The sequence below is a fragment of the Niveibacterium sp. 24ML genome, assembly GCF_026586805.1.
GTDB lineage: Bacteria > Pseudomonadota > Gammaproteobacteria > Burkholderiales > Rhodocyclaceae > Niveibacterium.
Genome location: NZ_JAPFHA010000030.1, coordinates 1 through 17,013, shown reverse-complemented (window position 1 = coordinate 17,013; position 17,013 = coordinate 1). Strand labels below are relative to the sequence as shown.

Annotated in this window: 13 protein-coding genes; 8 read left to right on the top strand and 5 right to left on the bottom strand. The window is 61.0% G+C overall.

Annotated features, from left to right (window positions below; translation table 11 throughout):
* Window positions 1-56: 56 nt before the first annotated feature.
* Together OPU71_RS19230 and uvrB are read right to left on the bottom strand one after the other, a co-directional pair.
* The gene (locus tag OPU71_RS19230; RefSeq protein WP_267729691.1) at window positions 57-524 is read right to left on the bottom strand and encodes a low molecular weight protein-tyrosine-phosphatase; all 468 of its coding nucleotides are present in this window, start codon (window positions 522-524) and stop codon (window positions 57-59) included.
* A gap of 36 nt (window positions 525-560) precedes the next feature.
* The gene (uvrB, locus tag OPU71_RS19225) at window positions 561-2,594 is read right to left on the bottom strand and encodes an excinuclease ABC subunit UvrB (protein ID WP_420712403.1); all 2,034 of its coding nucleotides are present in this window, start codon (window positions 2,592-2,594) and stop codon (window positions 561-563) included.
* 173 nt (window positions 2,595-2,767) lie between these two features.
* On the opposite strand from uvrB, the gene glpX reads away from it, so the two are divergent.
* Together glpX and OPU71_RS19215 are read left to right on the top strand one after the other, a co-directional pair.
* A complete protein-coding gene (glpX, locus tag OPU71_RS19220) occupies window positions 2,768-3,775 on the top strand; it encodes a class II fructose-bisphosphatase (protein ID WP_267729690.1) in 1,008 nt (335 codons plus the stop codon).
* Window positions 3,776-3,893: 118 nt separating this feature from the next.
* Window positions 3,894-5,102 carry an amino acid aminotransferase gene (locus OPU71_RS19215; RefSeq protein ID WP_267729689.1) on the top strand — a complete coding sequence of 403 codons (1,209 nt, stop codon included), beginning with the start codon at window positions 3,894-3,896 and terminating at the stop codon, window positions 5,100-5,102.
* 69 nt (window positions 5,103-5,171) lie between these two features.
* Here the strand turns inward: OPU71_RS19215 and OPU71_RS19210 are convergent, their stop codons facing one another.
* A complete protein-coding gene (locus tag OPU71_RS19210; RefSeq protein ID WP_267729688.1) occupies window positions 5,172-5,561 on the bottom strand; it encodes a thioredoxin family protein in 390 nt (129 codons plus the stop codon).
* Between the two features lie 138 nt (window positions 5,562-5,699).
* On the opposite strand from OPU71_RS19210, the gene rpmE reads away from it, so the two are divergent.
* A complete protein-coding gene (gene rpmE, locus OPU71_RS19205) occupies window positions 5,700-5,909 on the top strand; it encodes a 50S ribosomal protein L31 (RefSeq protein ID WP_267729687.1) in 210 nt (69 codons plus the stop codon).
* Between the two features lie 147 nt (window positions 5,910-6,056).
* On the top strand, window positions 6,057-7,688 hold the full coding sequence (locus OPU71_RS19200; protein ID WP_267729686.1) for an ArnT family glycosyltransferase: 1,632 nt from the start codon (window positions 6,057-6,059) through the stop codon (window positions 7,686-7,688).
* Window positions 7,689-7,703: 15 nt separating this feature from the next.
* On the opposite strand, the gene orn is transcribed toward OPU71_RS19200, so the two are convergent.
* Entirely contained in the window at window positions 7,704-8,252 is a 549-nt protein-coding gene (gene orn, locus OPU71_RS19195; RefSeq protein ID WP_267729685.1) for an oligoribonuclease, read from the bottom strand.
* A gap of 80 nt (window positions 8,253-8,332) precedes the next feature.
* On the opposite strand from orn, the gene OPU71_RS19190 reads away from it, so the two are divergent.
* The 3 genes from OPU71_RS19190 to OPU71_RS19180 all read left to right on the top strand — a co-directional run bounded on the left by OPU71_RS19190 (window position 8,333) and on the right by OPU71_RS19180 (window position 11,700).
* Complete coding sequence (locus tag OPU71_RS19190; RefSeq protein ID WP_267729684.1) at window positions 8,333-9,580, top strand: M48 family metallopeptidase; 1,248 nt, start codon at window positions 8,333-8,335, stop codon at window positions 9,578-9,580.
* Window positions 9,577-10,482 carry a ribosome small subunit-dependent GTPase A gene (gene rsgA, locus OPU71_RS19185; RefSeq protein WP_267729683.1) on the top strand — a complete coding sequence of 302 codons (906 nt, stop codon included), beginning with the start codon at window positions 9,577-9,579 and terminating at the stop codon, window positions 10,480-10,482. Before OPU71_RS19190 ends, rsgA begins: the two co-directional genes overlap by 4 nt.
* A gap of 186 nt (window positions 10,483-10,668) precedes the next feature.
* The gene (locus OPU71_RS19180; RefSeq protein WP_267729682.1) at window positions 10,669-11,700 is read left to right on the top strand and encodes an alpha/beta hydrolase-fold protein; all 1,032 of its coding nucleotides are present in this window, start codon (window positions 10,669-10,671) and stop codon (window positions 11,698-11,700) included.
* Window positions 11,701-11,960: 260 nt separating this feature from the next.
* Here the strand turns inward: OPU71_RS19180 and OPU71_RS19175 are convergent, their stop codons facing one another.
* On the bottom strand, window positions 11,961-15,824 hold the full coding sequence (locus tag OPU71_RS19175) for an alpha-1,6-glucosidase domain-containing protein (protein ID WP_267729681.1): 3,864 nt from the start codon (window positions 15,822-15,824) through the stop codon (window positions 11,961-11,963).
* A gap of 228 nt (window positions 15,825-16,052) precedes the next feature.
* Here OPU71_RS19175 and OPU71_RS19170 point away from each other — a divergent pair, with 228 nt between their 5' ends.
* Window positions 16,053-16,940 (top strand): AraC family transcriptional regulator, encoded by an 888-nt coding sequence (locus OPU71_RS19170; protein ID WP_267729680.1) that lies wholly within the window; start codon window positions 16,053-16,055, stop codon window positions 16,938-16,940.
* Window positions 16,941-17,013 lie beyond the last annotated feature (73 nt).

Genomic DNA, 17,013 nt, shown 5'->3' with positions numbered 1-17,013 from the left:
CGAGTGGCCCGTTTCTCCTTCAGGCGTGCCCTTGCCGGGCCTTCCCCGGCGGGGCTTCAGAGGGCGTTTGCGCGCAGCGCCGCCATCAAGGCACCAACCCCGTCCTCACAGAGATCGAGGACATGCTCGAAACCCGCCTCACCGCCGTAGTAAGGGTCTGGTACATCCAGACCTTCCTGCCCGGGCAAGAGATCACGGAAGAGCTTGAGCTTGCCTTGCAGTTCCGGCGGGCAGATCCGCTTCATTTGCGTCAGATGCCCACGATCCATTGCGAAGATGAGGTCGAACTGGGTGAAGTCAGCCGCGGCGATCTTGCGCGCGCGCTGCTTCGACAAGTCAAAGCCACGCCGCATTGCCGCCTTTTGTGATCGCTGATCGGGCGCCTCACCGGCATGGATACCCTGAATACCGGCCGAGTCGACGTCGACATCGAGCCCGGCCTGGTTGAAGAAAACCCGCGCCACGCCTTCGGCGGTGGGCGATCGACAGATGTTGCCGGTACATACAAACAATACGCGCTTCATGCTCTGATCTAGTTTTTCTGTGGTGGTGAATCGGTTTCAGCTTGAACCGTGCTGATCAGCGCCAAATGCGCGCTGCCGCAAACGGAATAGTTCATCGCGCGCGGCCGCGGCCTTCTCGAAGTCAAGGTTGCGGGCGTGCTCCAGCATTTCCTTCTCAAGCTTCTTGATGGTCTTGGCCAGCGCTTTCTCATCCATCAAGGCGTAGTCGGCATTCGCCTCGGCGACCTTGAGTGCCGCGGCGGCATCGCCCTCGTGGTAAACGCCGTCGATGATGTCGCGGATGCGCTTGTTCACAGACTTTGGCACGATGCCGTTCGCCGTGTTGTGGGCGATCTGCTTATTGCGGCGACGTTCGGTCTCATCAATCGCGGCACGCATCGAATCTGTCATCCGGTCGGCGTACAGGATCGCGGTGCCATTCAGATGGCGCGCGGCACGGCCAATAGTCTGGATCAAGCTGCGCACCGAACGCAGGAAACCCTCCTTGTCCGCGTCGAGAATCGCCACCAGCGACACCTCGGGGATGTCCAGCCCCTCGCGCAGCAGGTTGATACCGATGAGGACATCAAACTGGCCAAGCCGCAGATCGCGAATGATCTCGACCCGTTCGACCGTATCAATATCCGAGTGCAGATAGCGCACCCGGATGCCGTTTTCGGCAAGGTAATCCGTCAACTCTTCCGCCAGGCGCTTGGTCAGCACCGTTACCAGTACGCGCTCTTCCACTGCCGTGCGCTTGCGGATTTCGGTCAGCAAATCATCGACCTGGGTGATCGCGGGCCGTACCAGGATCGTCGGGTCAACCAGGCCGGTGGGCCGCACCACCTGCTCCACCAATTGCCCCTGGTGCTGCTCTTCGTAGGTGGACGGCGTCGCCGAGACAAAAACGGTCTGCGGCATCAAGCGTTCGAATTCATCGAACTTCAGCGGCCGGTTATCCACCGCCGAGGGCAGGCGAAAGCCGTATCCGACCAGGTTCTCCTTGCGGGCGCGATCGCCTTTGTACATCGCGCCCACCTGCGGAATCGCGACGTGCGACTCATCGACGAACATCAACGCATCGCGCGGCAGGTAGTCGATCAGGGTTGGCGGCGCTTCGCCCGGCGCACGCCCGGACAGGTGCCGCGAGTAGTTCTCGATGCCCTTGCAGAAACCCAGCTCGGTCAGCATCTCAAGATCGAAGCGCGTGCGCTGCTCGATGCGCTGCGCTTCGACCAGCTTCTGCTCCTTCACATAGAAGGCCACTCGCTCGCGCAACTCTTCCTTGATCCCCTCGATCGCCCGAAGCACGGTGGCGCGCGGCGTCACATAGTGGCTGGAAGGGAAGACCGTAAAGCGCCCAAGCTTCTGTTTGAGGTGCCCGGTCAGTGGATCAAAGAGGGTGATGTGCTCGATCTCGTCGTCAAACAACTCCAGACGAACCGCCAGCTCGGCGTTCTCGGCCGGGAACACGTCGATCACGTCCCCGCGGACACGGAAGGTGCCGCGCTTGAAATCCATGTCCGATCGGCTGTATTGCATGCCGACAAGCCGCTGCACCACCTCGCGCTGCGGCATTTTCTCGCCCTCGCGCAGGTGCAGGATCATGCTGTGGTAATCCACCGGATCGCCAATACCGTAGATGCACGATACCGTCGCGACGATCACCACATCGCGCCGCTCCAACAGACTCTTGGTCGCCGAGAGCCGCATCTGCTCGATGTGCTCGTTGATGGCCGAATCCTTCTCGATGAAGAGGTCGCGCGAAGGCACGTAAGCCTCGGGCTGGTAGTAGTCGTAGTACGAAACGAAGTACTCGACCGCATTCTCCGGGAAGAACTCGCGGAATTCGGAATACAGCTGCGCGGCGAGCGTCTTGTTGGGCGCCAACACCAGCGCGGGCTTGCCGGTACGCGCGATGACGTTCGCCATCGTGTAGGTCTTGCCCGAGCCCGTCACCCCCAGCAGGGTCTGGAACATCAGCCCGTCCTCAACACCTTCGACGAGCTTTTCGATGGCCACGGGCTGATCCCCAGCCGGCGGAAACGGCTGGTGCAAACGAAAAGGACTACCGGGGTATTCGACGATCACGACGGGCGCTCCGGGGAAACTGGCCGAACCTTGGATTGTATGCCGCGCCGGGAGTTCGCCAGCCGGCCATTTCACGCCGGCCGGCACGCGGCGCCCCTTCCGTTTACAATCCCGCCCCTGAATTTACCCGCCGGCCCGCCACCCGCGCGCCCGCTCACGACAGGACTCACACCATGAGACGCGAACTTGCGATCGAATTCACCCGTGTCACCGAAGCCGCCGCACTTGCTGGCTATAAGTGGCTCGGCCGCGGCGACAAGAACAAGGCGGACGGCGCCGCCGTCGAGGCGATGCGCTTCGTGCTGAACCAGATCCAGATCGACGGCGAGATCGTCATCGGCGAAGGCGAAATCGACGAAGCGCCCATGCTCTACATCGGCGAGCACGTCGGCCGCGGCGGCGACGGCGTGGATATCGCGGTCGACCCGATCGACGGCACCCGCATGACAGCGATGGGCCAGAACAACGCAGTTGCAGTGCTGGCTGCGGGCGACAAGGGCAGCTTCATGCGCGCGCCAGACATGTACATGGAGAAGCTGATCGTCGGCAACCCGGCCAAGGGCGCGATCGACCTGCACAAATCCCTTGAAGAGAACCTGCGCTCGGTCGCGGCTGCACTCGGCAAACCGCTCAACCGCCTGACCGTGATCACGCTGGCCAAACCGCGCCACGAAGCCGCAATCAAGGAAATGCACGCGCTCGGCTGCAAGGTCTTCGCGATCCCGGACGGCGACGTCGCAGCATCAGTAATGGCCTGCATGCCGGACAACGAAGTTGACATGCTCTACTGCATCGGCGGCGCCCCCGAAGGCGTGGTCTCTGCCGCCGTTGCCCGCGCGCTCGATGGCGACATGCAGGGCCGCCTGATTCCGCGCGACGTAGCCAAGGGCGCGACGCCGGAAAATGTCGCGCTCGGCGCCGAGGAACGTGCGCGCTGCGCGAAGATGGGCATCGCGGTAGAAACCGTGCTCACACTGGACGAGATGGCCCGCACCGACAACGTGATCATCGCAGTCACCGGCATCACCAAGGGTGATCTGCTCGAAGGCGTCACCAGCGACGGCACCTTCGCAACCACCGAGACGCTGCTGATCCGGGGCAAATCGCGCACGATCCGCCGCATCCACTCGACGCACTACCTTGCCCGCAAAGACGATGCCATCAAGAACCTGATCCTCTGACGACTTCGCCCACGTACGCTTGGCGGCGACTGCCCTCCGGCGTGCGTGCTAAACTTAAAAGCTTGATTTCCAGCGGCTTTCCCCCCGAAACGTCGCGACCAAACGACCTGGAGTTCCGATGACTGCCTCGATTTTTGCCGCGGTGGAGATGGCCCCGCGCGACCCGATTCTCGGCCTCAACGAAGCCTTCAACGCCGACACCCGCACCACCAAGGTGAACCTGGGCGTGGGCGTCTACTACGACGACAACGGCAAGATCCCGCTGCTCGGCGCAGTCAAGGCGGCCGAGAAGGCGCGCCTCGACGCCATGCCGCCGCGCGGCTATCAGCCGATCGAAGGCCTTGCCGCGTACAACAACGCCGTGCAAACCCTGCTGCTGGGCAAGGATTCAGCGCTCATCGCCAACGGCCAGGTGATTACGGTCGAAGCGCTCGGCGGCACCGGCGCACTCAAGGTCGGCGCCGACTTCCTCAAGCGTCTCAACCCGGCGGCGACCGTGTACATCTCGGACCCGAGCTGGGAAAACCACCGCGCGCTGTTCGAGTCCGCCGGCTTCCCGGTCGACACCTACCCGTACTACGACGCGGCCACCGGCGGCGCCAACTTCGCGGGCATGAAGGCCAAGCTCGAGAGCCTTGCAGCCGGCTCGATCATCGTGCTGCACGCTTGCTGCCACAACCCGACCGGCGCCGACATCACCGACGCGCAGTGGGAAGAAGTGGTTGCAGTGTGCCGCGCCAAGGGTCTCGTCCCCTTCCTCGACATGGCCTACCAGGGCTTTGCGGATGGCATTGATGCCGACGCCGTCGCGGTGCGGGCCTTCTCGGCCAGCGGCCTGCAATTCTTTGTTTCGAGCTCGTTCTCGAAGTCCTTCTCGCTGTACGGCGAACGCGTCGGCGCGCTGTCGATCGTCACCGCATCGAAGGAAGAGTCCGCCCGCGTGCTCTCGCAAGTAAAGCGCGTCGTCCGCACCAACTACTCCAACCCGCCGACACACGGTGGCGCGGTGGTTGCAGCCGTGTTGTCGAACCCAGAACTACGCCAACAGTGGGAAGACGAGTTGGCCGGCATGCGCCTGCGCATCCGCGAAATGCGCAAGGGCCTCGCCGAGCGCCTCGCCGCCCGCGGCGTCACGCGTGACCTGTCCTTCGTGACGCGTCAGCGCGGCATGTTCTCCTACACCGGCCTATCGGCCGAGCAGGTCGAGGTGCTGAAGAACGAATTCGGCATCTACGCAGTTTCGACCGGCCGCATCTGCGTGGCCGCGCTGAACAGCAAAAACCTCGACTACGTCGCGGACGCGCTGGCCGCAGCCATGAAGCGCTAAGCTTCAGCAAGGGCCCAACAAAAGCGGCAGCGCCTCGGCGCTGCCGTTTGCTTTTCTGCCATCGGAAAGTCAGCCGCCAAGAAGTAGTCGCCGCAGGTTTGCTTCCTGCTGCCAAGTACGGCGTTCAGGCGTCGCCTGGGCGTAGGCCGCGCTCTCAGCTGTTGTCTGAGCAATGAAGGTTTCAAGCAAGCGCTTGAGCAAGGCCGTATCCGGCAACACGGTGCCAAAGAACAGCACGGCCTCGTCGCGTTGAATCAGGATGGACGGGAAGTTCTCAACGTCGATATCGCCAATTTCATCCGCGTGGTCTTCGATGTCCACCCATAGAAAACCCGCCTGCGGAAACTGCATCGAAAGCGACTCGAACCCGGGTCGATAGTCGCGGCAGGTACCGCACCACTGCGCACAAAGGCATGCAACCAGGAACTCCCCTCCGGGATCAGCGAGTACGGCAGTCATCGAGGCACCACCAGAAGAATCAACGGTCCCGATTATGCCAGCCATCACTACCTTGACTTATTCAGAGATTGCATGCGATCATCGCCGATTCTCCGACTTGGTCGGTCACACCCGCCGATCGCGCGCAAAGGATTGCAAATGAAAGCCGATACTCATCCGAAGTACAACGAAGTGAAGGTCACCTGCTCCTGTGGCAACGCCTTCACCACCCGTTCGACGATGGCCAAAGATGCTTACCACATCGAAGTCTGCTCGGAATGCCACCCGTTCTGGACGGGCAAGCAAAAGATCGTTGACACCGCGGGTCGCGTCGAGCGCTTCCGCCAGAAGTACGGTCGCCCAGCCTAAGCTGGCGCCCCACCAGAAAAGGCAGCTCCGGCTGCCTTTTTTGTTTTGCGCACCGCAAACACCCCACCGGCAAAGCCGCGCCGCAAAGCCGACGCGCTAGAATCCGGGCTGGCCCGAAACCCCAGGGCTCCTCCAAGAAAAACAGGCATGGCCCATCCACCACGCACCCCATCGACAGTCAGCCTTCCCGTCTGGGCGCTTTGGCTCCTTTTTGCGCTCTACGCCCTGCCGGGCCTGATCGATCATGGCCCTTGGCGCGGGGACGATGCAGCGAACTTCGGCGTCGTGCATCAAATCCTGCGCACTGGCGACTGGCTTTCGCTCGCCATTGCGGATCGCCCCTACTTTGATGCAGGCCCGCTGTATTTCTGGGTCAGCGCGCTTCTCGCAAAGCTGCTTGGCGGCTTGATCGACACTCCAAATGCAGCCCGACTCGCGTCGGGCCTGTTCGTCGCCGCTACCTTGATCTGCCTCGCCAAGGCAGCCCGCAGCCTCTACGGAAGCCCCGCAGATCGCGCGGCGGTGCTGCTGGGACTTGGAACACTCGGCCTGCTGACGCATGCACACGAAGTGCAACCGCAACTCGCCCTGCTTGCCTGCACCGCGGCAGCCTTCCTCGGATTCGCGGAATTTCTCAAGACCCCCCGCCGTGGCGCGCTCATCGCCGGCACCGCGATCGGGCTCGCAACGCTTGCGGCAGGCATGCCCGCCATCATGATCCTGATGCCACTCTGGGTGCTGTTGCCCGGGCTGTGTTCCGAATGCCGGACACCCGCGCGGATCGCCTCGCTCTGGCTTGGCGCCGCAATCGCGGTTGCCATCGCGCTGATCTGGCCGCTGATGATTCTCGCCACCCAGCCCGAGCACTTCGCCGAATGGTGGTACAACGAGATCTATTCGATCACGCCGCATGGCGAGCACCTCTTCAACGCCCGAAAACTGGTCGAACTGCTTGCCTGGTTCATGTGGCCGCTGTGGCCGATCGCACTGTGGACGATCTGGTACGAGCGGAAGAGCATCTGGGAGACCAGAATTCTGCTTCCACTCGCCGCCCTGATCCTGGCTGGCTTGTTGGTCGCCACGACGGGCCCGCTCCGCCCGGCCCACGCCTTGCCGCTGATTCCACCGCTGGTTCTGCTGGCCTCAGACGGCGTCATGACGCTCAGACGCGGCGCCGCAAGTGCCTTCGACTGGTTTGGCCGGATGGCCTTCCTCGCGTTCGGGATCTTCATCTGGCTGGCGTGGTACGCCCAGCACTTCGGCTGGCCAGCCCCGATCTCGCGCAACGTGGCCCGTCTGGTGCCCGGCTACACGCCCGATATCTCCGGCTGGGCGGTCGCGCTTGGTGTAGCGCTGACGCTCGGCTGGCTGGCGCTGATTCTGCGCCCGCCGCGTTCGCCGCTGCGCGGCGCTCTGTCGTGGGCGGTGGGCACAAGCTTCGTGTGGGCACTGGCAATCACGCTGTTTCTTCCCTACGCGGACTACGACAAGTCCTACGCCCAAGTCGCCAAGACCCTGGCTGCCGAGATCGCAGCGAAGCCTCATGCGTGCGTGGGTGAAACCGGCATGGGGCACGCCCAGCGTGCCGCGCTGCTTTACCACCAAGACTTGGTGTTCGAGCCGGCAGAGCAAGGCGTCACCCGTTGCGAGTGGCTGCTGGTGTATCGCAGCGGGCGCTCGCAAGCCCTGCAGCCCGGATCTGGCTGGAACCAGGCTTGGGAGCTGATCCGTGGCCGCCGCCGCACCGAGGAGCAGTTCGTGCTCTATCGCCGCGGCTAAGGCAGCCGGCCTGCCTCAGGCAAGCTTGAGGAAGGTGTCGCGGTAGTAGCGCAACTCCTCGATCGATTCACGGATGTCGGCAAGCGCAGTGTGAGCGCCCTGTTTCTTGAGCCCGGCAAACACGGGCGGGTTCCACCGCTTGGCAAGCTCCTTGAGAGTGCTCACATCAAGGTTGCGATAGTGGAACCATGCCTCCAGGCCCGGCAGGTGGCGGGCCATGAAGCGACGATCCTGACAGATCGAGTTGCCGCACATCGGGCTTGAGCGAGGCGGCAGATACTGCGTCAGAAATTCCAACATCAGCTTCTCAACAGCCGCCTCATCGGTGGCCGAAGCACGAACCCGGTCAATCAAGCCGCTGTTGCCGTGCGTCTTCTTGTTCCAGTCGTCCATGCCATCGAGCACCGCATCCGATTGACGCACGACCAGAACCGGCCCCTCTGCCAATACATTGAGCTGCGCATCGGTGACGATTGCGGCGATCTCGATGACACGATCACGGTCGGGCTCCAGGCCGGTCATCTCCATATCCACCCAGACTAGGCAATTCGGGTCCTGTGCCATAATCGCACGCTCCTGTTTCAAAGCTCCATTCTCTCACAGGCCCCGGCGCGCAAACGCATCGCGCCATTTGGCACCAGCACATGACAGCATCGGGATTCAGCACGCTTTTCTTGACAGCCCTTGCGCTCACCCTTGGGTTGAGGCTTTGGCTGGCCCATCGGCAGTCAAGGCACGTCGGCGCGCATCGCCCGGCGGTACCAGCCGCATTTGCTGACCGCATTTCCCTCGAATCACACCAGACGGCGGCCGACTACACCCAGGCGCGGCTCAAGGTTGGCACGTTCGAACTGCTGGTCGAGACCGGCTTGTTGCTCGGCCTGACCCTCGGCGGCGGGCTGCAATGGCTTCACACCACCTGCGCCAATTGGTTTGAGTCGGGCGGGCTCTGGCATGGCGTGGCTTTCCTGTCTGCGATTTCCTTGGTTTCGTTCATGGTCGGACTGCCATTCTCGATCTGGCGCACCTTCGTTACCGAAGCGAAATTCGGCTTCAACAAGACATCACCGACGACCTTTGTGCTCGATCTGGTGAAAGGCTCAATGGTGGCCATCATCATTGGCCTACCGGTCATGGCGGTCGTCCTGTGGATGATGCGAGCGACGGGCCCGAACTGGTGGCTTTGGGTGTGGGCATTCTGGCTGAGCTTCAACATGCTGGTGATGGTGCTCTACCCCATCGTGATCGCCCCGATTTTCAACAAATTCTCACCGCTCGCAGAGGGCGATCTGAAACAGCGCATTGAAGCCCTGCTGGCCCGCTGCGGCTTCCGCAGCTCCGGCTTGTTCGTGATGGACGGCTCAAAGCGCTCGGCACACGGCAATGCCTACTTCACCGGATTTGGCGCAGCCAAGCGAATCGTTTTCTTTGACACCCTGATCGAAAAGCTGGCACCGGAAGAAGTTGAAGCCGTGCTTGCCCACGAGCTCGGGCACTTCAAGCTCAAGCATCTGTGGCAGAGGGTCGCCGTCATGGCACTGATGAGCCTTGCGGTACTCGGGCTACTCGGCTGGCTAATGACGCAAGACTGGTTCTTTGCCGGGCTCGGCATGTCGGCCACGGGGGACGCAGCCGCGCTTGCGCTGGTGCTGTTTGCGCTGCCAGTATTCACCTTCCCGCTCACGCCACTGACCAGTCTCTGGTCGCGCCGCCATGAGTTCCAGGCCGATGCGTACGCAGCACGACACGCACGGGCGGAGGACCTCGTCTCCGCGCTGGTGAAACTCTATCGCGATAATGCGGGGACGCTCACGCCAGACCCGCTTTACTCGGCGTTCTACGATTCCCATCCGCCAGCGCCGATTCGCGTTGCCCGGTTGCGCGCCGCATGAAGTCAGGCCTTGACGGCACAATCGTCGCCGCTTTTGGGCGGCAGTATGAGGTTGAGCTTGCCGATGGCAGCCGCCTGCTGTGCTACACCCGCGCAAAGAAGAGCGCATTCGCCTGTGGCGATCGTGTTGAAGTGACGGCCACCCCGACTGCTCCCGACCAAGGCGTGATCGAACGGCTGCACGAACGAACCAGCCTGCTTTACCGGGAAGATGCCTTCAAGCAGAAACTGATTGCCGCAAACGTCACGCAGGTCGTTATCGTCGTCGCCACCGAACCCAGTTTCAGCCCGGAGCTCCTCACCCGCTGCCTTTGCGCAACTGAGGACCAGGACGTCAAGGCGCTGATCCTGCTGAACAAGGCGGACCTAACTTATCGCCTTGAGACGGCCCGCGCCGCACTGGCGAACTTTGCGTCACTCGGATACACCGTGCTGGAAACCCGCGCAAAGCAAAGTGTCGAGATTGTCCGTCACCACCTTGCAGGCGAAGTGAGCCTGCTCGTCGGGCAATCCGGCATGGGAAAGTCGACGCTGACAAACGGACTGATCCCGCATGCGCAAGCCGTCACCGCTGAGATTTCGACCGCGCTCGATTCTGGCAAACACACCACCACGTTCTCACGCCTGTACCGGCTGCCCGGCGGCGGCGAACTGATCGACAGCCCTGGACTGCAGATGTTCGGACTGGCGCATCTCTCGCAAGACGCCCTCGCGTGGGCGTTTCGTGAGTTCCGGCCGCATTTGGGACAATGCAGATTCCGTGACTGCCGCCACGACGCTGAACCGGGATGCGCGCTATTGGCCGCACTTGTATCGGGCGGCATCTCGACCATGCGGTTCAACCACTACCGTACACTGCGCAACGAGTTGCAGAGCGCATTGCAGGCCCGCGCAGGGCATTAACGCCATGACAAGCAACGGAACCACAGCAGCGCTGTCGGGTCGTATCTTTGTCGAGCTTAGCGCATAGACCAAGCGCGTTGCAGCGCAAACGCGTGTTGCGCCGAATCAAGCCGGCAATCAAACAGGCGGGAGCAAGCGAACTGTTGTGCGCCGTGACTGCTAGAATCGCGCTCCCAGGAGGTATGCATGCCATTCGGACTTCATTCGCTCATCCTCACACAATCAGATCTCGCGGGTTCGCTATTGCCCTGCGAGTTCTCGCTTTATGCACCCTCAGCGAAAGAAGTATTCCTGTTCGGCGACATGACACACTGGCAGAACGCGCGGCTCCCCATGTCACGCAAGCCAGACGGTGAGTGGCATCTGAAGCTGCAATTGCGGCGTGGCCAGTGGCACTACAAATTCGACGTCGACACCCGTCGCATCCCGGACCCGCTCAACCCTTTGCTGGCAGAAGACGGCATGGGCATGGGCGAGTGCCACTCCTACCTGTTTCTCGGCGAAGGTGACTGGCTAGACAAGCCCAAAGTCGCCCGCGGCGAGTTGCTGGATCTGAGCATCCCCTGCCCCAAACTCAACGGCAGCCTGCCGGGCCAGCTCTATCTGCCGCCCGGCACAAAGGAAAAAGACAAGCTCCCGCTGCTCGTGCTCATGCACGGCCACCAGATGCGCGCAAACCAATGGGCCACCAATGGGCGCATCAAGCAATACATGGATAACTTGCTTGCCCAAGGCCTGCTGCGCCCGTTCGCCGTATTCTTGCCAGGGGGGCATGCCGGTCACCCGATGCCCAAGTACGCCGAGGCTGTCGTGCAGACCGCACTGCCATGGCTGGCCAAACAATACCCGGTCACAAACGACCCTGCGCAACGCGCAATTGGCGGCATGTCGATCAGCGAATTCGGCCCGCTGGCGCTTTCGCTCGCACACCCCAAGGCCTTCAGTCTGGTAGTACCGATGAATGAAACCTTCAGCGACGAAGTCATCGCCGGTCAGCTCGACAAGCAACCCTTCCGGCTGCATCTCTTCTGCACTACCGAAGGCTGTGCGCCGCCGCAGTACCGGCAGCTCATGGAACGCTCCCGCTCACTGGGGATCACCGTGCCCTTCATGCGCCTTGATGGCGTACCAACCTGGCGCAACTGGAACGAGATGACGCCGGAGTTTCTAGCGACCGTTTCGGACCATTTTTACCGGCAGCAGAAGAAAGCCAGCTAACAGCGTAGTGTGCATGCCGCAACCGGCTGCGGCACGAATCCGGCTGTTCGCTTAGCCAAGGGACGGCATCGGTGCGGCATTGCCAGTTCGGCCAGCGCTAAATACATCGCGCCAACCAAACGATCGTGAGCCCCCGAGGAACGTGTTACGGCTATCCACGGCTCTCCCGAACGACCCAGCCCTTAATCGGGCGCCCCAAAAAAAACCGCCCAGTCGAAACTGGGCGGTTTGCTTTCCGCTTACTTAAGCGAGTGAGACTACTACCGGAAGGCGCCATTATCGACAGTCGCAGCTGCCGACGGAACCACATACGAATAGTTGTCGCCGCTCTCCCAAGTCACAGCAGACCCATTGATCTTCTGGAACTTGTAGTTGATCGCGGTACCAGCTGTCGGGAACGTAATGGCACAGCTCCAAACGGGGTAGGCATCAGCCGAACACTGGCGGAAAGTGTCGGCACTAGTACCCCAGTTCCCGATTTCCGGCTGATCACCGACGATATAGACGTTCTCACCAAAAACCGTGCTGGCGGTGACCTTGAAGGTCACGGTCACAGGCCCGGTGGGGGCTGTCGGAGCATCAATGCTCGTCACGAACACAACCGCAGTACGTGCCGGGATCGAGAACTTGCCGGTTGCGTTGTCATACGCTGCAGTCTTGGCGACTGCATCGGCACCTGCAGCCTGAACCGGATGCAGCGTGTAGGCCATGCCCTTCTGAGCATCGATCGTTACGTCGTGTGCGAGCTTGTCGACGTTGACCAGATAGATCACTTGCTTGAAGTTGGCATTGGTCGGGCACGCCGTACCGTTGAGGTGACCAACGATGACCGTCGGCTCCTGCGCGGCACCGGTGTTGTAGAACTTCAGACACTTCTTGATGTCGTCGGCGCTACGCAGGCGGAACAGCTCCGAGCTCTTACGGATCGCAAGCAGGTCGCGGAACATGCCCGCAGCTGCGGTGATCTGCGACTTGCCCGGTGTGTAGTTGCCAACCACGGCAGCACTCAGGAAGGTCTTCGCCAGGCTCTCGTCGCCACTGACCGGCAGGCCAACACCAAAGTTGTTGGCGTTGTATGTCCAGTCAATACGGTTGAACCAGTCACCCGAGTTGTAGCTGTTGTTGTCCATCGACTTCGAACGCAGGATGTCCTGACCTGCATGGAAGTACGCGACACCTTGACTGAATGCATTAAGCGCAGAAGCCAGCGTCTGGACGCGAACACGATCATCAAGACTCGTAGCCTTCGGCAGCTTCGCTACAGAACCATCCCAGAAAGTGCGGTTGTCATGGTTCTCCACATAGTTGACCACTTCCTGCGGATCAAGAACGTAGCCTGCCGGGTCGTCACCATACTTAAACGCTTCGGTGGTCTTGACAACGCCATCACGCCCTTCGAAGGCAAACGAACGGATCGAACCAGACAGGCCAACGCGAACGATGTCGGCGTGATCCATCAGGCTTTCTTTCGTGTGCCCAGAGGCCGCGTCGTTCTGGTCATAGAAGAGACCCGTGACATAACCCTGGGTACGGAAAGCACTACCGTCGTCACAGCAGCCGCCACCGCGGATACGGTCACGAGCCCGGTCACTGAAGGTTGCGATGCCCGAACCATTGAGCGAAAGCTGCGAAGCCTGCTCGAAACGCGCACCGTTAGCGACTTCGCCGAAGTTCCAGCCTTCACCGATCAAGAACACATCGCGACCTGCAGCAGTATTCACCGTGGTCTTGAGGGTTTCCATCGTCTTGCGCGGCTGATGCCCCATCAAGTCGAAACGGAAGGAGTCAATCTTGTACTGGGTAGCCAGGGTTTTCACCGAGTCCACCATCAGCTTGCCCATCATCAGGTTTTCGGTTGCCGTGTTCGAACAGCAGGTCGAGTTCTCGACGCCGCCAGTCGAATTCAGACGCTGGTAGTAATCCGGAACCAGACGATCAAGCACCGAGTTGGCATTTTGCCCATGTGCGCTGGTGTGGTTGTACACCACGTCCATACCCACACGCAGGCCCGCCTTGTGCATTGCCACCACCATCTGACGGAACTCAAGAATACGCTTAGCGCCATCATCTGCGTCGGTCGCGTAGCTACCCTCAAGTGCCGTGTAGTGGAACGGGTCGTAGCCCCAGTTGAAGCAATCCTTGTCCTTCACGGCATTGATTGCATCGCGCGCTTTGGTCGAATCTGCGGTCGAGCCCGAGGTATCAGGCGTCACGCAGCCGACTTCAGGAACCGTAGCCAAGTCAAAGACCGGCAGGAGATGAACATCCGTCAGGCCAGCATCCGCCAGCGCCTTCAGATGCTTCATGCCGTTCGACTCCACCTCGGTAAAGGCAAGGTACTTGCCACGATTCGCCGCCGAAACGGAGCTGTCGTTCGCTGAGAAATCGCGCACCGACAGTTCGTAGATGGTCATGTCCTCTTGGGCTGCAAGCGAGGGCGCTGCAGTGGTATCCCAATCGGCAGGCTTAAGGTTTGCCGCCCCGAGATCCGCAATGTAGCTGCGCTTGGAGTTGGCATTCAAGCTGACCGAGTACGGGTCAGTCACACGGTTGCGCACGATACCGACGCCGCGCACGAACACATCGGCGACGAACACGTAGTACTTGCCAGTCAGATCCGCCGAAAGGGTCAGCGACCAGATGCCGGTTGCAGCATCTTTCTGCATCAGATCAAGCGTCTTGCCCTCGCCCGTCGCTGTGTCGTAGAGACCAAGCTTGACTTGCTGAGCGGTCGGCGCCCAGACCTTGAATGTCGTCTTACCGTCAGCAATGGTTACGCCCAGATCAGTGGCCGCACCAGCACCCGAGAAGAGGTCATCAAGCACGCCAGCAAGCTGCGCCGTCGTTGCGTTCTGAACCTTACCCTCTGCGTTCTCTTGAACGACGACAACCTGGCCGGTCAGCGCCGAACCCAGCTTTGCAACATCCGCATCGGCAACGGAGAGCACCACGCCGGCCGGCACGTACTTGAAGCGGGTAGCGACATCCGTCGGCACGGTGCCGCCAGCTGTCAATGTGATAGAACCATCGGCGCCCGAAACAGCAGCGTCTTTCTTGGCAACAATCTGCGCCTTTGCGGAGTAATAGAGCTTGAACTTGCCCGTACCATCAACACGCGGCCACTGGATCAGCGACTTGCTCAGCCAGTAGGCCTTTGCATCCTTGGTGGAAGCCGAACGCGTATCGGGCACCGCGGTGTAGACGGTCGAGTCTTCCTGCACCAGCCAGACATCCGCAACACCATTGGTAACCGTCAGGTTCGCATAGTTGATCTTGATGTTGTCCGAGCGACCATCCTTGTTGTTGGTGCCACCGTTCGAGTTTGCCGCGGTGCCATGGATGATGAACTCAAGCGTCTTCTTGGTCGCGTCGTCCTTGGGATTCACAACCGGAAGATCAAACACGACATCCGCACCCGTCACGACACCACCCAGTTGGGCGAAGGTCACCGGCGTATCCCACTTGTCGATCACAACGCCTGCCGGAAGCTTCGTCACGTCAATGCCGTTTGCCGGCCAGAGGTGAAGCCCCCAAACATCGAAGTTTGAGTCAAAGCGCTTGTAGTGAACACGAATCGTCGAGACATCGACAGGACCAGCGGTATCCGGGTTCTTGGTGTAGGTTGCGGAATCACCCTCGATGCGCCAGATCTCGTTAGCGCCCGCGACCAGCGTGTACTTCTGATCAGCACCGCCGTGGTCTTTCGTATCACCCTTGTGGAACAGGTAGCCGACATCGCCAGTACTGGCAGAAAGCTCCGGCGTGTAAATCGCGCCGAATGCATCGGTGCCGGTGGCGTTGTAGCCCACGTTCCAGCCCGGGTCCTTGCCCGCACCCCAAGTATGGAGCTGCCAGCCGGTGTAGACACCATCCTTGCGCTTGTAATGAACGGTCAGCGTCGTCGTACCTGCAGCCGCAGTTGCTGCCGCCGCAGCTTCAGCCGGCACAGGATAGAGGACCTTCTGGAATTCGGTCGAATTCAGGAACGAGAGTTCCGTTTCCGGCGGAGGGGGTGGCGGCGGATTATCATCGCCACCGCCGCACGCGGCCAGGATTGCCAAGCAGGAGATAGCCACCATTGAGCGCGCGCGCTTCATGACTTCCCCAATGCTTTGACTTGTCATTTGTCACCTCCAAGCAAAGATTGGTTATCCGATCGCCGATGTTGTAATTTTGTTACTTATGTGTGCGCGCAGCCGATGGCGATCGAGGCGCAAATGTGCTCGTGGCTGCGAAATATGTCAAGAATTCTTATGAGCCCATAATGTAGTTTGACTACAGTCAACCGCCAGAATCGCGAAACTTGCGGCGGCGGATTTCGAAGTGCACAGCCTCTGCGGTACAGTCTTGCCATGGAACGCTTACCTGCCAGCATCGTCCGAATCCAGGCCACGATCGACTACATCGATGACCACCTCGATGACCCGCTCGACATTCAGGAACTTGCCGCGCAAACCGAGATGTCGTTCTGGCATTTCCTGCGTGTGTTTCGCGCAACAGTTGGCGAAACGGTCAAGGACTACATCCGCCGCCGGCGCCTGACTCGCGCCGCCTATGAGCTTCTTGAAACGCAACAAAACATTATCGACATCGCGCTAGGCGCCGGCTTCGAAACTCACGAGGCATTCACGCGGGCTTTCAGAGCGCAGTTTGGTACCAGCCCACGGGAGTTCCGTGCAGCCGGCAAGCCGCCGAAGCTGCCACGCGGTATCCCGCACATCACCACCGACTACCTCGCGCACATGCACAAGGGGCTCAGCACGACCCCCGAGTTCATCGACAGCCCGGCTCGCCGACTGGTGGGCGTAAAGACCGAGTTCTCGGTCACGCCCGAGGCGTTCGACTTGATCGAACTTGGGGCCGAGGCGTGGAAGACATTTGAGCCCCTCATCGGCCGGATCCCGGTTCGCGCAAATGCGCTTGCCGGACTCTGCAGCGACATTGTTGGCGCCGACGAAACCAGCATCCAAGGTTACGTCATGGCCTGCGTCGAAGTGACTGAATTCGCGGGACTGCCGGAGGGCGTCGTAGCACTGATGCGCCCCCCCTGCCGCGAGGCGCGGTTCCGCCACCGCGGCGCCGGTCAAGCGTGGGAATACACATTGCAGTACATCTTTGGAGCATGGCTGCCGGATAGCCACTTCGCTGTAGCGGATCAGCCCGCGTACTTCACCTTTGACGTCGCCCGATCGCCATTTTCGGAAGCCCCGGAGATGGACTACTGGCTGGCGCTCCGCTAGGGGCTGTTGACAATCACTTGACGTCGAAATGCCATCGGGATGCATTCGCAAATTTTCCGTTTACGTTCAATCG